Genomic DNA, 18,647 nt, shown 5'->3' on the forward strand with positions numbered 1-18,647 from the left:
CCGTCTTATCCTTTAAAAAACGCTTCGATCCTCGATATCACCCGATCCTGTTGTTCCCGCGTAAGCTCCGTGTGCATCGGCAACGAAAGAACGGAATCCGCTAATTTTTCCGACACTTCCAATGTCCCCGAAATTTTCGCTATCCCCGTGAAAGCCTTTTGCCGCTGCAAAGGAAGCGGGTAATAAATCATGGAAGGAATCTCCCCTTCCGCCAAAAACGCTTTCAGGCGATCCCGCTGCCCATCCTTCACTTTCAACGTGTATTGATGATAAACATGAGTGGAATAAGGCATCTCGCGCGGCGGTACAATTCCCTCCACTTCTTTTAAACGAGAAGTGTAATACCGGGCTGCTTCCCGCCGGGCCCGGTTATATTCATCCATATGTTTTAACTTCACTTTCAATATCGCAGCCTGAATCGTATCCAAGCGAGAATTACATCCCAACATTTCGTGGTGGTATTTCACCAACTGACCGTGATTTGCAATACAACGAGCCCGTTCGGCCAACTCCTTATCCCGAATCATTAAGGCTCCTCCATCCCCGTAGCAGCCTAAATTTTTGGAAGGGAAAAAAGAGGTACATCCGACATCTCCCATGGTTCCCGTCTTGAAAGAGTTTCCTGAAGAAAAAGTATAGACAGCTCCGATCGCCTGTGCATTATCCTCCACTACATACAAACCGTGCTCCCGGGCAAATGTCAAAATAGACTCCATATCACAACTCTGCCCGAAAAGATGTACCGGCACGATCGCTTTCGTTCGGGGAGACAAGGCCCGTTCCAATTCTTTTACCTCTATATTGAACGAAACAGGGTCGACATCGACCATAACCGGTATAAACCCTAATAAACCTATGACTTCCGCTGTTGCCACATACGTAAAAGCCGGTACGATCACCTCGTCTCCCTTTTCTAATTCCAAAGACATCAAAGCGATCTGTAACGCATCTGTACCGTTGGCACAAGGGATCACATACTCCGTTCCGATATAACGGGCAAGCTCTTCACTAAACTCCGTCACCTCCCGCCCGTTTATAAAAGCCGCACTATCCAATACCCCTCGTATCCCGGCATCTATCTCGTTTTTAATCTTGTTGTATTGACCCTTTAGGTCGACCATTTGCAACTTCATACGACATTCATTTTCCACGCCGATCAATTAAAACCCTGATATCTGCACGCAAAGTAATAGTATCAGAAAATGATCGTTTTTTAGTACATCCAACATTAAAATATTCTCATAATTTAACATTTTTAAACTACATTAAAACGTCTGATAATGACCACTTATTTTATCGGTTAAATTTTACTGTTATTATTTATTTAGTTATATTTGCACTCGAATTAAACGATCATTTATTGATCGTTTTTTTATATGATTTTTTACTTTTCTCATGACTGCATTTTATAAATCTCCCTTCACGGAATACCTGCACAACATGCTAATCACATGCGCATTACACAATAAAGAATTAAAATAAAACAAATACATCAAGCTCAAAACCCATCTACGCGATCCTTTCGGCCCGACAATCATTAAAGCAAGAATTATCCGGAAATGATCCATTATAGATATGGTTAAATTTAACTCTTCTATTAACATATTTTATATCAACAAATATATACATACAACAAGAAAATATATTTTATTATAAATACAATAGAACTATATATTTCATTATTGTACAAAACACGTAATATAAAACTATCCGGATGAAAAATGTTAATGAGCCGAAAATAACCTTTCGATTGGGGGATTAAGAGATTCTGCGATTAGGAGATTAGGGGATTCTGTGATTGGGAGATTAAAAAGATTGACGGTTGTAGATTGTAAATCGTAGATTAATTGCAGCCAGTTTTCCATGGTAAGCATTCATTCAGCAGTCCCTTGACGATGTGTATGTTCATTTTGTGGCAGTTCCGGCAAACTGCATTATTGCAGTTGACGTACCGGTGACTGTTTATAAAGTCATCCACATAGCGGCTGTACCGCTTGCCATCCGCAATCACATTTTGAAGATAAAGTTCTCTCGCTTCAGAGAGTAACTCGAATAGTTCTTCCGCTACCTCCTGTTCGGTAGCAAAGTGGGTCAGGTGTTATTTCCCCTTCAAAAAAAGAGAAGACTTTTTGGATACTCACCTCATACAGCAACCACATCGGCAACGCAACAAGCGAGAGCGTAAACACGTCCGAAGTCGGCGTAAGGATAGCCGCAACGATAAGGATAGTCACGATGGCGTGTTTCCGATAGCGGTGCATGAAGTCGGCGGATAGGAATCCCAGTTTGGCAAACAGCCATGATAAAATAGGAATTTCGAACACGATGCCCATCGACAGGCACATCAGCACGAGGGTCGAGATATACGAATCGAGCGTAATCAGATCGGCGATGTCTCCGCTGACTTGATACGTACCCAAGAATCGGAATGTCAGCGGAAAAATCAGGAAATAACTGACCAATACCCCGACCACGAACATGGCATACCCAGACCGCCGATAAATAAGGGTGTCATCATCGTCTTTTTAAGCGGTTAATATCCTAATCTGTCAATCCACGTGCGGATGGTTTTCTCGTCGGCACGATTGAGCAAACGGCCTTCTTTCCAATTCAAAGCAGGATAGGTGCGTTTCAACGCGGCCGCACTGTTGGCAATCGAACTGCTGCCAGAGGTAGCGAACGTAACGACCGTCTTGCCTTTCAAATCGTGGCTCTCGATGAACGTGTTGATGATTCTCGGTGCGAGGTCCCACCAAATGGGATAGCCGATAATAACGACGTCGTAATCGGCGATGTTTTCCTTTTCGTCTTTGATTGCCGGACGGGACTTCGGGTCGTTCATCTCCACCGAACTGCGAGACTGCTTGTCGTTCCAGTCGAGGTCGGCATCGGTATAGGGTTGCGCCGGAGTAATGGCATAGAGTTCACCGCCCGTTGCGGCAGCCACCTTTTGGGCAACGCGAGCCGTGGTTCCCGTCGCGGAAAAATAAGCGACAAGGATTTTATGATTCGATTGTTTGTTGTTCATATCTTGTTTTTGTTGTATGAAAGTTGCCGTCGTCATTTCGACGACCGACAACAATATCAATAAAAATTTATACATGGAAAATTCGTTTTATTTTTGAAGTTTATCGTATTCCTCGTCCGTGACGGGTTCGAGCCATTCGTTAGAAGAGTTCTCTCCGGGAATCTCAAAGGCAAGGTGTGCGAACCAACTGTCGGCCGCTGCACCGTGCCAGTGCTTCACACCCGCGGGAATGTGGATGACCGTACCGGGCAGAATCTCCTGCGCGGGCTTGCCCTCCTCCTGATACCAGCCGCGGCCAGCGACGCCGACAAGCATCTGTCCCCCGCCTTTCGCTGCTTTATGGATATGCCAGTTGTTGCGGCAGCGCGGCTCGAAAGTCACGTTAGCGAACGGAATCTGCTCGGTCGAGATTCGTGCGAGGTAGCTGTTACCGATAAAATATTTTGCGTAGGCCGTATTCGGTTCGCCGATGGGGAAAATCATTTCGCGCTGGAATGCTGCTTTAGCGTCCTCACCGGTGGTGTCTTCCGCCCATACGTCTTTGGCGAGGCGAAATGCCGCCCAAGCCTTCGGCCAACCGGCGTAAAAGCCGATGTGTGTAATGATTTCGGCAATTTCAGTGCGGGTGATGCCGTTTTTCTTCGCTGATTGAAGGTGGAACGTCAGCGAATTGTCGGTGATTCCCTGACTGATAAGCGAGGTAATCGTTACCAAGCTGCGGTCACGCAGACTGAGCAGGTCGTTTCTGCTCCATATCTCACCGAAAAGTACATCGTCGTTGAGTTCCGCAAATTTCGGGGCGAACTCGCCTAACTGATCGCGTCCTGCCGTCTGTACTATCTTTTCCTGTGCCATAACATTAAATGTTAAAAGAGTAAATACTGAGATTAAAATGATTCGATTCATAATTCTTTTATTGAATGAAGTTATTGATTTTGTTTGCCGGATTAAGCGGTGTCTGGTCGGACAATACGAATGACTTGACCATGTGCAGCGTTCCCTGCTTATACTTTTGGAAATGCTCCGAGGCGATATGTTTCTCGTAAGCCTCGTGACTGGCATAAGTTTCGAGAATCGTCACCATGCAGGGATTCTCCTTTTCGCTGAGCGCATACATCGTCAGCACGCCCGGTTCATTGCGCAGGGAGATTTCGCCGATTTCCGCCGCGTACCTAATATACTCGTCGAGATACTGCGGGTAAACCTCGATTTTGGACAACCGAACGATGCCGTCGGAAGCCATCGGTTCTTTGGCGCATATTGACGGAGCTTTGTCGAGGTTTAAACACTTGCCGATTACCTCGCCCGTAGCGATATAAGAGTAGGTCGTGAAATCGAACAGTACGGGTTTCAGGCGCATGTAGTCGGGCTTGCCGTCGGCATCGAGCACCTCGGGCGAGGCATAGGTATTGGCGATCGAACAAATGAAGTTGTCGAACCCGTCGGTCTTGTAAATATCAACCACGTTGCACTCCATCGCAAGCGGCGAAGCGTCGATTACGGGAGAACCGTTTTCGCCCCAATGGAAGTCAAATACTCCGGACTTATCGACCGATGCGCCGCTGATGCCGCCCACGTAGTCAGCTTTCGGAAGCATTTCACGACTGACGAGATTGATCGAGAGTTTCTTCAATTGGCGGATGCCTCGATTGGTATAATGCTTGTCACTCATACTCACGAGGATGCGGTCATGACCGATAATCCCCGTATGACCTATTACGAGCCAGTTCACTTTACCCTCGACCTCCGTACCGACAACCGTCATCGGTTTCGGGTAAAGAGCAAGCAGGCTTCCGATATTTTGTTTTTCCGTTTCCATAATATTGGATTGATTCAGTTTGTTTTTCTCTGTCGTGCCGCAGGACAACAGCCCGAACAGAAGCAGTACACTTAACCAGGTTCTTATCATATTCCATTGTCTTTCATATCTGTTTGATGAATTTTGCCGGAACACCTCCGACAACCGTATTCGCCGCCACGTCTTTCGTTACTACAGCACCTGCCGCAATGACGGCATTGTCGCCAACGGTCACGCCTTGCAGAAGCGTTGCGTTCGAACCTACCCATACGTTTTTTCCCAGCACGATGGGGGCGGGAAAGGTATGCCTGCGCTCTTCGGGCGCAAGTCCGTGATTGAGCGTGGCAAACACCACATTGTGACCGATCTGGCATCCGTCACCTATCGTCACGCCGCCCTGGTCTTGAAAATGACAGCAGGCATTGATAAACACATTCTCGCCGACGGCGATATTCTTGCCGAAATCGGCGTAAAACGGAGGAAAGACACGTAGCGATCGCGACACTCGATAGCCGAACAGTTCGGAGAGCATCCCGCGTACTTCATCGGACGTATGGTAAGCCGTGTTCAATCGGAACGTGATGCGGCGTGCCTCGTCGCTCATTTCATCCATGAAGCGATGTATCTCTTCCGTGTCGAGTGCCTGCTTCGTCTTTACATATTCTTTGAAATCTTCAATATTCATAATTTTTACTGTTTTTCTATTTTTACCCGTATATCACCGCCGACAGTCAAGGCTTCAATGCCGTTCCCGTCGATACGGCCTATCTTTATCAAATCATTGCTGTGCGCCCAGTTCTTGCAGAAAATCGCTACATTACCCCACGGTACATAAATCGTGATATCTCCGGACGTAGGAGTACAACCGCGGGTTACGCCCTCGGTCCCCAATGCCGGCGAGGGATAAAAGATTTTTTCTGTTACATTGTTGTAATCGTTCAACGTCACTTCCAACGGCAGACGAGAAAGGAAATCCCTGCCTGCGGCATTGTCCTCCATCGTGGCAGTAATCGTGCGGTCACCGACAATAATATTTATTTTCAAAGAGCTTGTTTCAGGTTCATCCGATTCGTTCCGGCTTGCTCCGATTTCCTCGAGCCATGCCGGAATGCGGGTTGCCATTTGGGAGAGTGTCGAAGAGGTCAATAACAGCATCCTGTCGATAACCGTTGCGTCGGGGCAAAGTCTGCGGGCTTCGCCGGCCGACGCCGAAATCCCGCTGCTGCCGCTGGTGGCGAACAGCGCAATCCGCTTGCCGGCGAGTTTTGAGGCGTGTTCATGCAGGAAAGTCTGCATCGGTGTCGCCATGCAGCCGTACCAGATCGGATAACCGATGAAGACGATATCATAGTCATCGAATTTTTCGACCGACGTCTTATTGGGCGGATAATCGCCCTGACGGATTGCGGCCAGCTCTTGCTCGGAGCGTTCGAGCATGGAATTATAATCGTCATCATAAGGTGTCTGCGGCTCCACTTCCAATATGTCACAGTTGAGCGTTGACTGAATAAGTTGCGCCACACGCTCGGTGTTACTCGTGCGCGAAGCGTAAAGCACCAGATAACGACCATTGCCGCCAGGAGTAGGCTTCTCCGGTTCATTGTCGTTGTCATCGCCGCCGCCGGGCTGTTCGGGAGTTTCGGGTTGTTCGGGAGTTATGGGCTCGTCATCGGAGCCGACGCAAGCTGACAACGAAATTACGGTCAGCAGCATCCATGCAAACAATAAAATCTTTTTCATATTTGGTATATTTCTATTTATCGATTTGACTTTCGGTAAACGGGTCGGTGCGGTGTCCTATCAAGTTGATTTGCGCATATTCCTTGTCGAAATGTTACCCCTTTGTCGTAGGCACGACGGATAAGGGCGATCATATCCCTTTTTTCATACTTTCCGCCGTAGTAGCCCACCATCGGCAGACAACCAAGCCCGATAGCCGAGACATCCAATCCTCCGAGATTCCGATATTCCATACCGTCTGAAATTCCGCTCTGGAAAATTCGTTCATTTTTTACCGGTGACGGATTTTGCGCAAAGACCTTCGACAATCCCGTCCATTCACCGGCAGCCATTAGAGCTGTCATCGATGATATTTTCAAAAAGTCTCTTCTGTCCATAATCGTGTATCGTTACGAATGATTGCCTGATAGCATATCCCGCAGGATCGCCATTTCATTCTCTTCCAACCGGAACGGTTCGGTTTCCGTTTCGGGTGCATGACCGTTTTGTTCGAGAAAACGTTGCAGCACCTTCCGGGGCGTAGTATGGTAACGGTCGGCAAGGAAAAGAACGACTCCATCCTGATAGATTTCTTCGGGGATATCTGTTCTTCGGTTCATCATTCTTGATTATTTTTTTATGATGCAAAATTATGAGGAACTCTAAAATCGGGCGTAACGATAAGTGGGTTGTTCGTATCGTTTTTACTGATTTATGAGCGGTTTTATCGTTTTAATGGCAAAAAATAAATACCTTCGTCGTTGAATAGCAAACCGATAGACCTTATGAGCAAGATACTGAAAGTCAGAAATCCGAACGATTACAGCCGCTATCTCGGACAGGCGGAACAACACCCGTTGGTCTGTATCGTCGATTATGAGACCGTATCGCCCGTGCGCCATAGTCTGAACAATTACAGTGTTTACGGTATTTTCTTTCATGACGAGGCGGATATAGATTTGGAGTACGGCTGCGGAAAGTACGACTACAAGAAGGGCACAGTCATCTGTGTGGCTCCCGGTCAGATAGGCGGCAAGGAAGACAATGGCGAGCGGATAAACCTGACGGGCTGGGCGTTGCTTTTTCATCCCGACCTGTTGCATGGAACAGCTTTGGAAAAGACGATAAAGAATTACTCCTTTTTCGATTACCGCATCAACGAAGCTCTGCACATGACCGACGAGGAACATGATACGCTCGTTTCGCTGATGCGTCAGCTTCAAGATGAAATCATAAGGAAGCGCGATGCCGTGCAAGATACGATTATTGTGAACTACATCGGTTTGGTACTGAATTTCTGCCAGCGTTTTTACAACCGGCAGTTTCTTACCCGCAAGTTGGAAAACACGGATGTGTTGATGAAGTTCGACAGTCTGCTGCGGGATTATTTCGAGGAGAACAGACAGTTGTCGGAAGGTTTGCCATCCGTCCAGTACTGCGCCGATAAACTGTGTATGTCGGCTAATTATTTCGGCGATATGGTCAAGAAAACGACCGGCGATACGGCGGGCAACTATATCCGCCAATATATTATCCAACGAGCGAAAAATGCACTTGCAGCAGGTACGGGGATTGCACAAGTCGCTTATTGTTTGGGATTCGATTACCCCCAGCATCTCAGCCGTATGTTCAAAAAGCAGACGGGGATATCCCCATCGGAATATTGCGTAAGCATTCATAAAACGGAACGGAAATAATAAAGAATCTGATGATCGCAGAGGTCGAACGATTTTGTTCGGTACAAGTAATGTGTTGCGTTCATATCGAACTGACGTAACTATCAGGGTTCATCCTGCAAACCTTACAGCAAAATCATCGGACAGGACTGTGACAACTCCTTTTCACGGCGAATGCCGCAATAAGTAAAGGTGTAAGCTATTGTTCCTTTGTTGGCGAAAAGATTGCCACTAAAATTATAAATAGCGACACTTAAACGAGCAACAACAGGAACAAACATTCGTGTTAGGACAATCGTCTGCCGAGTTTAAATTACTCGCCAGTCATAGTTCGCGTAGTAGCCATAGTTCACTTAAAAGCAATTCATTTTTTTACAACGATTGAGTTACACGTTGGAGCATACCGATGAAGAAATCAGGAATACGAACGGTTGCTATCCCGTTAGCTAATTTTAAAGTAATCCGACCCTCCGATTTATTCTAATCAAGTTATCTTTTCTTGCAAAATTCACAATAAAAAAATCGTTTGCTTTTAAAAGCAAACGATTTTTTTTATCCGGTAGACGAATGCTATTTCTTATACATCCCCATATCTTTCAGTTCGAAATTATTGATAAAAGCTGCATATCCGGCAACTTTAGCCTGTCCGTACTTCACGAATACTTCCGTAGATTTATAGAAGCGTGCGTCTCTCTGCGAATCCAACAACAACAAGTATCCGATGATCACATACCCGGCCATCTCTACCAAACGGCGCGCATGAAAATCAACATATTCGGGATCTCCTACTGCCGTCACGTTCGCTACAGCAGCCTCAAAAGCAGCCGTCATACCCTTCAATATCTCACGAATATACTCCTGCTCCGGACATATAGGCGCCTTTTCATACTCCTCGCGAATATACTTGGCATATTGTCCGGTAGTCACCCCGCGTATAGCCGCCACAACCTGCAACTGAGATGTACCTTCGTATATATTGGTAATACGGGCATCACGGACCAAACGTTGAATAGGGTAATCCTTCATATAACCCGATCCCCCGTGGATCTGCAACGCATCGTAAGCGATCTCGTTCGCATATTCGCTGGAAAACAATTTCAACATGGGAGTATAGATATCGGCCAATTTCTGGTATTTCTTCATCTCTTCCCGTTCGGCCTTGTCCAAGGTACGTTCATTGGAAATATGGGTATAAGCCTTATACATATCCACGAAACGGCTGGTTTCGTACAGGATGGCACGGGCACCTTGAAGTTTGGCTTCCATATTGGTCAACATTTCGTACACCGCGGGAAAATCAATAATGGCTTTACCGAACTGACGTCTCTCCCGAGCATATTTCAACCCCTCGCGATAAGCAGCTTCCGCTATACCTACCGATTGAGCGCCTACTCCCAAACGTGCGCCGTTCATCAGCGACATAACGTACTTGATCAATCCCAATTTGCGTTCTCCGACCAATTCCGCCGGGGCATCCTTAAATACCAATTCACAAGTAGGAGAACCTTTGATACCCAATTTATTTTCGATACGGCGAACGGTCATACCTCCATTGGCCTTATCATATATAAACATGGAAAGCCCGCGGCCATCATGCGTTCCCTCTTCCGAGCGAGCCAACACCAGAGCAATTTGAGCATCCCCGTTCGTGATAAAACGCTTCACCCCGTTCAGATACCATTTTCCGCTCTTTTCGCAATAAGTAGCCTTTAACTGTACCGCCTGCAAATCCGATCCGGCATCCGGCTCCGTCAAATCCATCGCGTAAGTTTCTCCTTTAGCCCCGCGCGGCAGGTAATGTTTTTTCTGTTCCTCGCTTGCAAATTCATGGATCGTTTCGGCGCAATCCTGCAAGCCCCAGATATTTCCGAAACCGGCATCCGCACGAGAAACCAACTCTGCCGCCATCACATAGGGAACAATCGGGAAATTCAATCCGTCATACTCTCTCGGTAAAGACATATTATACAAACCCGCTTGAGTCAACACATCGTGGTTCTGTTGAGTTCCAGCCGCGTATTTCACTCTCCCGTTAATCACCTCCGGTCCTTCGGCGTCTACCCCTTCTGCATTTTCAGCTAACACGTCGCCGCAAATCTCCCCCAAAATCTCCAACACTTTATCGTAATTGTCCAACGCATCTTCAAAATCTCTCGGAGCAGTATCACATTTTCCGGCATCCGCAAAATTACGCTCTTTCAACGCAACAATTTTTTTCATGAGAGGATGTTCCAGATGGAACTTCAAATCCTCGTTATCTATATAGAAATTCGCCATAACACTTTTAAAATTTTAAATTTTAGATTGTAAATTGAAAATTACTGATTGTAAATTCAGATGAAAACATTCAATTCGCAATTTACAATTACCTATTTGCTGTTCTTCTTGTAATACTGAATCATCTTCGGAATTACAACGTTCAGGTCTCCCGTGATCACATAGTCCGCAAATTTATTGATCGGAGCATTCGAATCCGTATTAATGGCAATAACCATGGAGGACTCTTCCATTCCGGCCGTATGCTGTATCTGTCCGGAAATACCACAAGCTATATACAACTTAGGACGAACAGTCGTTCCGGTTTGACCGATCTGACGTTCATGTTCGCAAAAGCCCGCATCCACGGCCGCACGAGAAGCGCCTACTTCTCCTCCCAGCACGGAAGCCAGTTCATACAACAAATTAAAATTCTCTTTCGAACCAACTCCATAACCTCCGGCCACAATAATCGGAGCTCCCTTTATATTGACTTTGGATTTCTCCATCTGACGTTCAATCACCTTCACTACCAGATCCGTGTCATCGAGGAATTCATCCGCGTTCAACTTCTTAACCTCTCCTTTATAGGCGGCATCGACTACCTCCTTTTTCATCACGCCCTCGCGGACGGTAGCCATTTGCGGGCGACATTCCGGGTTGACGATCGTGGCAACGATATTACCACCAAAAGCCGGCCGAATCTGATACAGCAGGTTCTCGTATTTCTTACCGCTCTTGGCATCCGAGTACTCCCCTATCTCCAAGCTGGTACAGTCAGCCGTCAATCCGCTGTGCAGGAAAGAAGAGACACGAGGTCCCAAATCGCGCCCTACGCTGGTAGCTCCCATCAAAGCGATCTGCGGTTTTTCCTGCTCGAACAAACGCACCAACATCTTCGTGTGAGGCAACGTCGTGTAAGGAGCCAAACGAGTGTCATCGCCAACCCATACCACATCTGCTCCATAAGGAAATATCTGTTTCTCTATATCTTTTAACCCGTGTCCTAAAGCAATAGCTTCCAGCTTTACACCTAATTTATTGGCAAGAGTCCGTCCCTTCGTCAGCAACTCCAAGCTGACATCGGCAACCGTACTCTCCTCTATCTCGCAATATACAAATACACTATTCATATCTTAGATTTTAGATTTTCAATCTCTTCACTTATCCGATTGTATGGTTGGTAATCAATTCCTTCATCATCTCATCGATTTCTGCATCGCTTCCGGCCAGCACCTTAGCCTCTTTTGCCTGGAATACAACATTCTCGATAGTCTTCACCTTCGTCGGAGATCCGCTCAATCCCAAATCCTCCGCGTTACTGGTAATATCATTAACGCTCCATTCCGTTAACTTCAAGTAAGGACGTTCGTTAACCAACGTGATATAATCCTCTCCGGCTTCCTGGGCCTCCTGAGTAGCTTTCGCGTATTTATATTTCATCACGAAACGAGCATTTCTCGGACGGCAAGGGGCAGCAGAACCGTTTACCGTAACCACGCAAGGCAGCGGACACTCGACCACCTCTATACCTCTTTCCAAACGACGTTTGATTGTCAATTTCCTGCCATCGCATTTTTGAATTTCCTCCGCGTAAGTCACTTGCGGCAACTCTAATTTTTCCGCAACCTGAGGGCCGACCTGAGCCGTATCTCCATCGATAGCCTGACGACCGCAAATAATCAGATCGTACTCCAAATTGTGCAGAGCGCAAGACAGAGCATAAGAAGTAGCCAACGTATCCGAACCGGCAAAAGCCCGATCCGACAACAAATATCCACCATCAGCACCCCTGTACATCGCCTCGCGAATGATCTCCGCAGCGCGTCCCGGTCCCATGGTCAATACATGAACAGTAGTCCCCTCAATTGTATCTTTTAAACGTAAAGCCTGCTCCAAAGCATTCAAATCCTCCGGATTGAAGATGGCAGGTAAAGCTGCCCTGTTTACAGTTCCGTCTGCTTTCATTGCATCTTTTCCCACATTTCTCGTGTCGGGAACCTGCTTAGCAAGAACAACAATTTTTAGTCCTTTCATATAAATCCAATTTTATGTTTAAAGCGACATGAAATATCCTAATCATCTTTTTACCAATAAATTCATACCAATACTATTGACAGAATACTCCATATACAGTTGTATTAACACTATTTCTTTCAAGTGCGTAAAGATAGTATTTCAAGTTATAAATACAAAATTTTAACTCGTTCGCCTCCTATCCCCGTTACCAAAGAATAAAAACGGATACAAGAGCAGCGGACCCCTCGACCGAAACTTATTTTCCCTTTCCGTATTCATCTATTTTTTGCATTTTTCAGAAAACGAAGTCGTTTATTTTCCGATTTTAAACTATTCCTCTAAATTTGTAGCGCAAATGATTGCGTCAAAAATTATTTACACTATAAACAAACTAAAATATGAAATACGACTTACTCGTAATAGGTAGCGGTCCCGGAGGATACGTGGCTGCCATTCGCGCTTCCCAACTGGGGATGAAAGTGGCCGTTGTCGAACGTGCCGAATTAGGTGGAATCTGTTTGAATTGGGGATGTATCCCGACCAAATCCTTGTTGAAATCGGCACAAGTATTGGAATACGCTCGCCATGCCGCCGATTACGGAATAAAGATCGAACAGGCCGAACCGGATTTTGAAGCCATCATCGCCAGAAGCCGGGGAGTTGCCGACAAAATGAGTAAAGGAATCCAATACCTATTCAAAAAGAATAACATTACCGTTATCGAGGGACACGGTAAACTGACTCCGGATAAAAAGGTAGAAGTAACTCCCCGCGAAGGAGAAAAAAGTATCGTGGAGGCAGACCACATCCTGTTAGCAACAGGAGCCCGCTCCCGTCAGCTTCCCAACATTCCGCAAGACGGCAAACGTATCATCGGTTACCGTCAGGCTTTGACTCTCGACCACAAACCGGCATCGATGATCGTCGTGGGATCCGGAGCGATCGGTTCCGAATTGGCCTTCTTCTACAACGCCATGGGCACCAAAGTAACGTTAGTAGAATTTTTACCTAACATTCTCCCGTTAGAAGACGAAGAGGTATCCAAACAAGTAGGACGTTCGTTTAAAAAAGCAGGTATTGAAGTTATGGTAAAATCTTCAGTAGAAAGCGTCGACACGACCGGCGAACTTTTAAAAGCGAACATCAAAAATAAAAAAGGCGAGATAGAGGTACACGAAGCAGAGATCGTACTCTCGGCTGTCGGCATCTCCCCTAACGTGGAAAATATCGGTTTGGAAGAACTCGGAATCGAAATGGATCGGGGAAAAATAAAAGTAGACGAATATTACCGTACGAATGTCGAAGGGATCTACGCCATCGGAGATATAGTCCCGGGCCCCGCCTTGGCCCACGTATCTTCAGCCGAAGCCATTTGCTGTGTCGAACACATAGCGGGAGTCCATACCGAACCCATCGATTATTCCAATATTCCCGGCTGTACCTACACGACACCGGAAGTTGCCTCGGTAGGATTGAACGAAGCCAAAGCCGTTGAAGCGGGGTATGAAATCAAAATCGGGAAATTCCCATTCAGTGCTTCAGGCAAGGCAAGTGCCGCCGGAGCCAATGAAGGATTCATCAAATTAATATTCAACGCTGCCGACAACACCCTGTTAGGAGCTCATATGGTAGGAATGAACGTAACCGAGATGATTGCCGAAATGGTACTGGCCCGGAAACTGAAAGCCTCCGGACACGACATTATTAAAACCATCCATCCTCATCCGACGATGAGCGAAGCCGTCATGGAGGCCGCTGCCGCTGCCTACGACGAGGTAATACATATATAGAATTGTAAGATTGACAATTGTAAATTGCAGATTCTGAGATTAAAAAGATTTACGATTTCGGATTTTAGATTGACGATTGGAAGAAGCAAGGAATTCCGGGATTAAAGGATTCAGGGATTTAGTAATTGGGAGTTAAGGGAGAAAAACGGAGGGGCATAAACAGAGAACGGCGAACGTCGTGTTCGAGTTTCGGAACGGCCACCCGACGGTTTGTTTGAACGAAGTGAGTCTCGGAGGGTTGTGAACGAAAAGCGTTTACACGACCGACGTGAACGTCTCGGCCCCGGAGGAGTTATCCCTTCCAATTGCAAATTGACGATTTTAGATTGACGATTGGAAGAAGCAAGGAATTCCGGGATTAAAGGATTCAGGGATTTAGTAATTGGGAGTTAAGGGAGAAAAACGGAGGGGCATAAACAGAGAACGGCGAGCGTCGTGTTCGAGTTTCGGAACGGCCACCCGACGGTTTGTTTGAACGAAGTGAGTCCCGGAGGGTTGTGAACGAAAAGCGTTTACACGACCGACGTGAACGTCTCGGCCCCGGAGGAGTTATCCCTTCCAATTGCAAATTGACGATTTTAGATTGACGATTTAAAGAGGGTAAGATCAGAATCTTAATCATAAATCGTAAATCAAAAATTAATTTACAATTGATTAAAAAGAAAGGGGTTAAGAGATTAAAAAAATACGATTTTTAAATTCAGGGATCTTATAGACATTATTAAAATTAAAGATTAGATGAAAATAACGTTATTAACAGGTGCTTTATTGATGATCGGAGCCTCATTATGCGCTCAGACGATCACGGAAAAAGAGTTAAAAGAAATTCAGGGAAGTTTCAAAAAAGATCCTTCCACGAAAGCCATTCAAAATATCTTGACAAACGACAAGAATATCCGGGATAATGCCCTTAACCGGGAACTTCAGGGCAAAATAGACCACTATTTCAAGTACCGGGTAGATGTCAAAGGGATCACCGATCAACACAGTTCCGGACGTTGCTGGATGTTTACCTCCATGAACGTATTACGTCCCGACATCATCAAGAAATATCACTTAAATGATTTTGACTTCTCTCATAACTACCTCTATTTCTGGGATATGTTTGAGAAATCCAACCTTTTTTTAGAGAATATCATTGCCACGGCAGGCAAACCGATGGACGACCGGGAAGTGACCTTCTTTTTCTCGGCACCCGTTAACGATGGTGGCGTATGGAATCTGTATTACAATTTAGGAGAAAAATACGGGGTCGTGCCCAAGTCCGTCATGCCCGAGACGGCTCATTCCGATAACACGGCAGCCATGGGGTCTCTTATCAATGAAAGACTTCGCAAAGGGGGCTATACCTTACGGGAAATGGCCGCTCAAGGCAAAAAAACGAAAGCCCTGGAAACAGAAAAAATCTCTATCTTAAAAGATATATATCGTATTCTGGCCCTTTGTCTCGGAGAACCTCCTACCCAATTTACCTGGCGGTACACGGATAAAGACGGGAACATCAAAGAACTGGCCAATTACACACCGAAGCAGTTCTACGAGGAGATCACCCCGGAAGATTACGATCCGAAAAATTACATTATGATCATGAATGATCCGACTCGGGAATATTACAAACTCTACGAGATTAAAAACTACCGGAACACCGTCGAAGGAATCAACTGGGTATACCTGAATCTCCCGAACGAGGAGATTAAAAAAGCAGCCGTTGCTTCCATTAAAAACAACGAAGCCATGTACTCTTCCTGTGATGTGGGCAAGTTTCTCAACCGGGAAACAGGAATCATGGACCCGGATATGTACGACTACAACTCGTTGATGGGTGTTGACTTCAAAATGGACAAAAAAGCACGGATTCTAACCCGCCAAAGCGGTTCTTCTCACGCGATGACTTTAGTGGGAGTAGATACGGATGCCAACGACCAGCCGTTAAAATGGGAGTTTGAAAATAGCTGGGGACCCTCTACAGGACACAACGGTTACTTGACTTTCACGGACAAATGGTTCGACGAGTATATTTTCCGTATTGTTATCCATAAAAAATACTTAAGTGACAAAGCAATCAATAGCTTAGACCAGAAACCCACGCAATTGCCGGTTTGGGATTATATGTTCTGATAACAGTCCGATAAAGAAGATACAAATGCAGCCTGGTTTTATATTTTCCAAGCTGCATTTTTCTTTTTGTCGCTTATTTCAATCGATTTTTGAAATTACAATATCAAAAAACAACCATCTTTCGGCAGAGAGATTTATATTTTTATAAATTTGTATCTTGGTAAAGACAAACAAGCATGGATACAATTGCAACTGTGTACGAAGCGTTCAGTAAAGGCGGACGAATAGTTACCGACTCCCGGGAAGTGAAGGAAGGAGATATTTTTATCGCGTTAAAAGGAGAAAATCATAATGGCAATGCCTTTGCAGCAACGGCGATCAGGCAAGGAGCCGCTTTCGCGGTAACGGATGAAGCAGAGTACGCCACCGACGAGAAATGTTTATCGGTTCCCGACACGCTTCGGTTTCTTCAGGAATTGGCCCGGTACCACCGCCGGAAACTGCATGTACCGATTCTCGGTATTACCGGTACCAACGGAAAAACGACCACGAAGGAACTTTGTTATGCTGTCCTTTCTAAAAAATTTAAGACGGTGGCCACACAAGGTAATTTCAACAATCACATCGGAGTTCCGTTAACCTTGTTAAGCATGGACACTTCCACGGAATTGGGAATTGTCGAAATGGGTGCCAACCACCCGGGAGAGATCAAAACCTTATGCGACATTGCAGAACCGGATTACGGTATTATTACCAATATCGGATACGCGCATTTGGAAGGCTTCGGATCATACGAGAATATCATACGCACGAAAAACGAATTATACGAGGCGATCGGAGCCCGAAAAGGGACCCTCTTCGTGAATGGCTCCGACAAGTTGCTGATGGGATTGGCCGATAACCAATCGAAAATCACTTACGGCACGTCCGATTGTTTTGCCAACGGAGAGATTTTACAAACCATCCCTTACTTAGTCTACTCCCTAAAGACCCGAAAAGGGCATCTCTACGTGAAAACCAAGTTGATCGGCGGATACAATTTCGACAATGCCATGGCAGCTTCCGCCGTCGGCCTTTATTTCGATATCGATCCGCTACGGATCAAAGAAGCCATTGAAAACTATTCACCATCCAACATGCGTTCTCAGCTTGTAAAAACCAAAGATAATACGCTTATCCTCGATGCTTACAATGCCAACCCCAGCAGTATGAAGGTTTCTGTTTCCAATTTCGCGGAAATGACAGGAGAACATAAACTGGTAATTATCGGACAAATGAGAGAGTTAGGAGACATGTCGGACGGAGCTCACGAAGAAGTTCTCGATTTATTGGCGGCAAAACAGCTTCATCATGCATTTATAGTCGGCGAAAATTTTGAACCGTTCATAAATAAATATACTTTTATAAATTATTTCCCCAACACGGAAACATTAATAGAATATCTCAAAAAGAATAAAGTCACCGCTTCATTCATTTTAATTAAGGGCTCCCGAGGAAATAAATTAGAGAAAATTGTCGAATACCTGTAAAAAGCAACATATGAACGACAGACTTGTCATCATACCCACCTACAACGAAAAAGAGAATATTGAAAATATCCTCCGTTATGTATTTAAACTCGAACCTTCGTTCGATGTCCTGGTGATCGAGGATAACTCTCCGGATGGAACCGCCCTGATTATCAAAAATCTGCAAAAAGAATTCCCTCAACTTTTCATGATCGAAAGAAAAGGGAAATTAGGTCTGGGTACCGCTTACATTACAGGTTTCAAATGGGCATTGGAACACAATTACAACTATATCTTCGAAATGGATGCCGATTTTTCTCATAATCCCGATGACCTGATTAAACTTTACAAAGCCTGTCAAAGCGGAGAAGGGGATATGGCTATCGGTTCCCGTTACGTTACCGGAGTAAACGTGGTCAACTGGCCCATGGGACGAGTTCTAATGTCCTATTTCGCTTCCAAATACGTGAAATTCATTACCGGCATGAGAATAAACGATGCCACGGCCGGTTTCGTATGTTACACTCGTAAAGTATTGGAATCCATAGATCTGGACAATATCCGTTTCAAAGGATACGCCTTTCAGATTGAAATGAAATTCACCGCCTGGACCATGGGATTCAAACTGAAAGAGGTTCCTATTATATTCACCGACCGTACAGAGGGGACATCCAAGATGAACGGTGGAATTTTTAACGAAGCCTTTTGGGGGGTCATCACCATGAAACTCCGCAGTTTAGGAAAAAAGAAAAACGCCAATCGAAACGAAGCACACTAAAATTCCGTAACCTCATT

General features: G+C 45.5%; 15 protein-coding genes and 3 pseudogenes. 5 read left to right on the forward strand and 13 right to left on the reverse strand.

The window, feature by feature from the left end:
- Nucleotides 1–5: 5 nt before the first annotated feature.
- The 10 genes and pseudogenes from BN3283_RS10245 to BN3283_RS10290 form a co-directional block, all read right to left on the reverse strand.
- The gene (locus BN3283_RS10245; protein ID WP_059026590.1) at nt 6–1,133 is read right to left on the reverse strand and encodes a DegT/DnrJ/EryC1/StrS family aminotransferase; all 1,128 of its coding nucleotides are present in this window, start codon (nt 1,131–1,133) and stop codon (nt 6–8) included.
- Nucleotides 1,134–1,870: 737 nt separating this feature from the next.
- Nucleotides 1,871–2,095 (reverse strand): annotated as a pseudogene (locus BN3283_RS14780) (hypothetical protein); the annotation flags it as partial.
- Nucleotides 2,037–2,489, reverse strand: a pseudogene (tatC, locus tag BN3283_RS10255) (twin-arginine translocase subunit TatC); the annotation flags it as partial. The pseudogenes BN3283_RS14780 and tatC, both read right to left, overlap by 59 nt.
- Before the next feature lie 44 nt (nt 2,490–2,533).
- Complete coding sequence (locus tag BN3283_RS10260) at nt 2,534–3,103, reverse strand: flavodoxin (protein ID WP_059026592.1); 570 nt, start codon at nt 3,101–3,103, stop codon at nt 2,534–2,536.
- A 12-nt stretch (nt 3,104–3,115) separates the two neighbouring features.
- Nucleotides 3,116–3,934, reverse strand: coding sequence for a carboxymuconolactone decarboxylase family protein (locus tag BN3283_RS10265; protein ID WP_082667096.1), 819 nt, complete (start codon nt 3,932–3,934; stop codon nt 3,116–3,118).
- Between the two features lie 7 nt (nt 3,935–3,941).
- Nucleotides 3,942–4,937, reverse strand: coding sequence for a flavin reductase (locus BN3283_RS10270; protein WP_059026593.1), 996 nt, complete (start codon nt 4,935–4,937; stop codon nt 3,942–3,944).
- A 13-nt stretch (nt 4,938–4,950) separates the two neighbouring features.
- Nucleotides 4,951–5,511 (reverse strand): sugar O-acetyltransferase, encoded by a 561-nt coding sequence (locus tag BN3283_RS10275; protein WP_059026594.1) that lies wholly within the window; start codon nt 5,509–5,511, stop codon nt 4,951–4,953.
- A gap of 5 nt (nt 5,512–5,516) precedes the next feature.
- Complete coding sequence (locus BN3283_RS10280) at nt 5,517–6,566, reverse strand: cyclophilin-like fold protein (RefSeq protein ID WP_059026595.1); 1,050 nt, start codon at nt 6,564–6,566, stop codon at nt 5,517–5,519.
- 89 nt (nt 6,567–6,655) lie between these two features.
- Nucleotides 6,656–6,943, reverse strand: a pseudogene (locus BN3283_RS14690) (aldo/keto reductase); the annotation flags it as partial.
- Nucleotides 6,944–6,955: 12 nt separating this feature from the next.
- A complete protein-coding gene (locus BN3283_RS10290; protein WP_059026597.1) occupies nt 6,956–7,168 on the reverse strand; it encodes a hypothetical protein in 213 nt (70 codons plus the stop codon).
- 162 nt (nt 7,169–7,330) lie between these two features.
- Between BN3283_RS10290 and BN3283_RS10295 the strand changes: the two genes are divergently transcribed.
- Complete coding sequence (locus tag BN3283_RS10295) at nt 7,331–8,242, forward strand: helix-turn-helix domain-containing protein (RefSeq protein ID WP_059026598.1); 912 nt, start codon at nt 7,331–7,333, stop codon at nt 8,240–8,242.
- A 549-nt stretch (nt 8,243–8,791) separates the two neighbouring features.
- Here the strand turns inward: BN3283_RS10295 and BN3283_RS10300 are convergent.
- From BN3283_RS10300 to BN3283_RS10310, 3 genes are all read right to left on the reverse strand, one after another.
- Nucleotides 8,792–10,498: an acyl-CoA dehydrogenase family protein gene (locus BN3283_RS10300; RefSeq protein WP_059026599.1), complete on the reverse strand. Its 1,707-nt coding sequence runs from the start codon at nt 10,496–10,498 to the stop codon at nt 8,792–8,794.
- 92 nt (nt 10,499–10,590) lie between these two features.
- Entirely contained in the window at nt 10,591–11,610 is a 1,020-nt protein-coding gene (locus tag BN3283_RS10305; protein ID WP_041502899.1) for an electron transfer flavoprotein subunit alpha/FixB family protein, read from the reverse strand.
- Between the two features lie 31 nt (nt 11,611–11,641).
- Nucleotides 11,642–12,514: an electron transfer flavoprotein subunit beta/FixA family protein gene (locus tag BN3283_RS10310; RefSeq protein ID WP_041502898.1), complete on the reverse strand. Its 873-nt coding sequence runs from the start codon at nt 12,512–12,514 to the stop codon at nt 11,642–11,644.
- Between the two features lie 380 nt (nt 12,515–12,894).
- Here BN3283_RS10310 and lpdA point away from each other — a divergent pair, with 380 nt between their 5' ends.
- From lpdA to BN3283_RS10330, 4 genes are all read left to right on the forward strand, one after another.
- Nucleotides 12,895–14,286, forward strand: coding sequence for a dihydrolipoyl dehydrogenase (gene lpdA, locus BN3283_RS10315; protein WP_041504671.1), 1,392 nt, complete (start codon nt 12,895–12,897; stop codon nt 14,284–14,286).
- A 738-nt stretch (nt 14,287–15,024) separates the two neighbouring features.
- A complete protein-coding gene (locus BN3283_RS10320) occupies nt 15,025–16,404 on the forward strand; it encodes a C1 family peptidase (RefSeq protein WP_041502896.1) in 1,380 nt (459 codons plus the stop codon).
- Between the two features lie 176 nt (nt 16,405–16,580).
- The gene (locus BN3283_RS10325) at nt 16,581–17,873 is read left to right on the forward strand and encodes a UDP-N-acetylmuramoyl-tripeptide--D-alanyl-D-alanine ligase (protein ID WP_041502895.1); all 1,293 of its coding nucleotides are present in this window, start codon (nt 16,581–16,583) and stop codon (nt 17,871–17,873) included.
- Between the two features lie 10 nt (nt 17,874–17,883).
- Nucleotides 17,884–18,630: a polyprenol monophosphomannose synthase gene (locus BN3283_RS10330; RefSeq protein ID WP_041502894.1), complete on the forward strand. Its 747-nt coding sequence runs from the start codon at nt 17,884–17,886 to the stop codon at nt 18,628–18,630.
- Nucleotides 18,631–18,647 lie beyond the last annotated feature (17 nt).

Source organism: Gabonibacter massiliensis, assembly GCA_001487125.1.
Taxonomy (GTDB): Bacteria; Bacteroidota; Bacteroidia; order Bacteroidales; family Marinifilaceae; genus Gabonibacter; species Gabonibacter massiliensis.

Excerpts from the sequence above, each read along its gene's own strand:
- BN3283_RS10245 (WP_059026590.1), bottom strand. The coding sequence starts at position 1,133 with ATGAAGTTGCAAATGGTCGACCTAAAGGGTCAATACAACAAGATTAAA.
- BN3283_RS10260 (WP_059026592.1), bottom strand. The coding sequence starts at position 3,103 with ATGTATAAATTTTTATTGATATTGTTGTCGGTCGTCGAAATGACGACG.
- BN3283_RS10265 (WP_082667096.1), bottom strand. The coding sequence starts at position 3,934 with ATGAATCGAATCATTTTAATCTCAGTATTTACTCTTTTAACATTTAAT.
- BN3283_RS10270 (WP_059026593.1), bottom strand. The coding sequence starts at position 4,937 with ATGATAAGAACCTGGTTAAGTGTACTGCTTCTGTTCGGGCTGTTGTCC.
- BN3283_RS10275 (WP_059026594.1), bottom strand. The coding sequence starts at position 5,511 with ATGAATATTGAAGATTTCAAAGAATATGTAAAGACGAAGCAGGCACTC.
- BN3283_RS10280 (WP_059026595.1), bottom strand. The coding sequence starts at position 6,566 with ATGAAAAAGATTTTATTGTTTGCATGGATGCTGCTGACCGTAATTTCG.
- BN3283_RS10290 (WP_059026597.1), bottom strand. The coding sequence starts at position 7,168 with ATGATGAACCGAAGAACAGATATCCCCGAAGAAATCTATCAGGATGGA.
- BN3283_RS10295 (WP_059026598.1), top strand. The coding sequence starts at position 7,331 with ATGAGCAAGATACTGAAAGTCAGAAATCCGAACGATTACAGCCGCTAT.
- BN3283_RS10300 (WP_059026599.1), bottom strand. The coding sequence starts at position 10,498 with ATGGCGAATTTCTATATAGATAACGAGGATTTGAAGTTCCATCTGGAA.
- BN3283_RS10305 (WP_041502899.1), bottom strand. The coding sequence starts at position 11,610 with ATGAATAGTGTATTTGTATATTGCGAGATAGAGGAGAGTACGGTTGCC.
- BN3283_RS10310 (WP_041502898.1), bottom strand. The coding sequence starts at position 12,514 with ATGAAAGGACTAAAAATTGTTGTTCTTGCTAAGCAGGTTCCCGACACG.
- lpdA (WP_041504671.1), top strand. The coding sequence starts at position 12,895 with ATGAAATACGACTTACTCGTAATAGGTAGCGGTCCCGGAGGATACGTG.
- BN3283_RS10320 (WP_041502896.1), top strand. The coding sequence starts at position 15,025 with ATGAAAATAACGTTATTAACAGGTGCTTTATTGATGATCGGAGCCTCA.
- BN3283_RS10325 (WP_041502895.1), top strand. The coding sequence starts at position 16,581 with ATGGATACAATTGCAACTGTGTACGAAGCGTTCAGTAAAGGCGGACGA.
- BN3283_RS10330 (WP_041502894.1), top strand. The coding sequence starts at position 17,884 with ATGAACGACAGACTTGTCATCATACCCACCTACAACGAAAAAGAGAAT.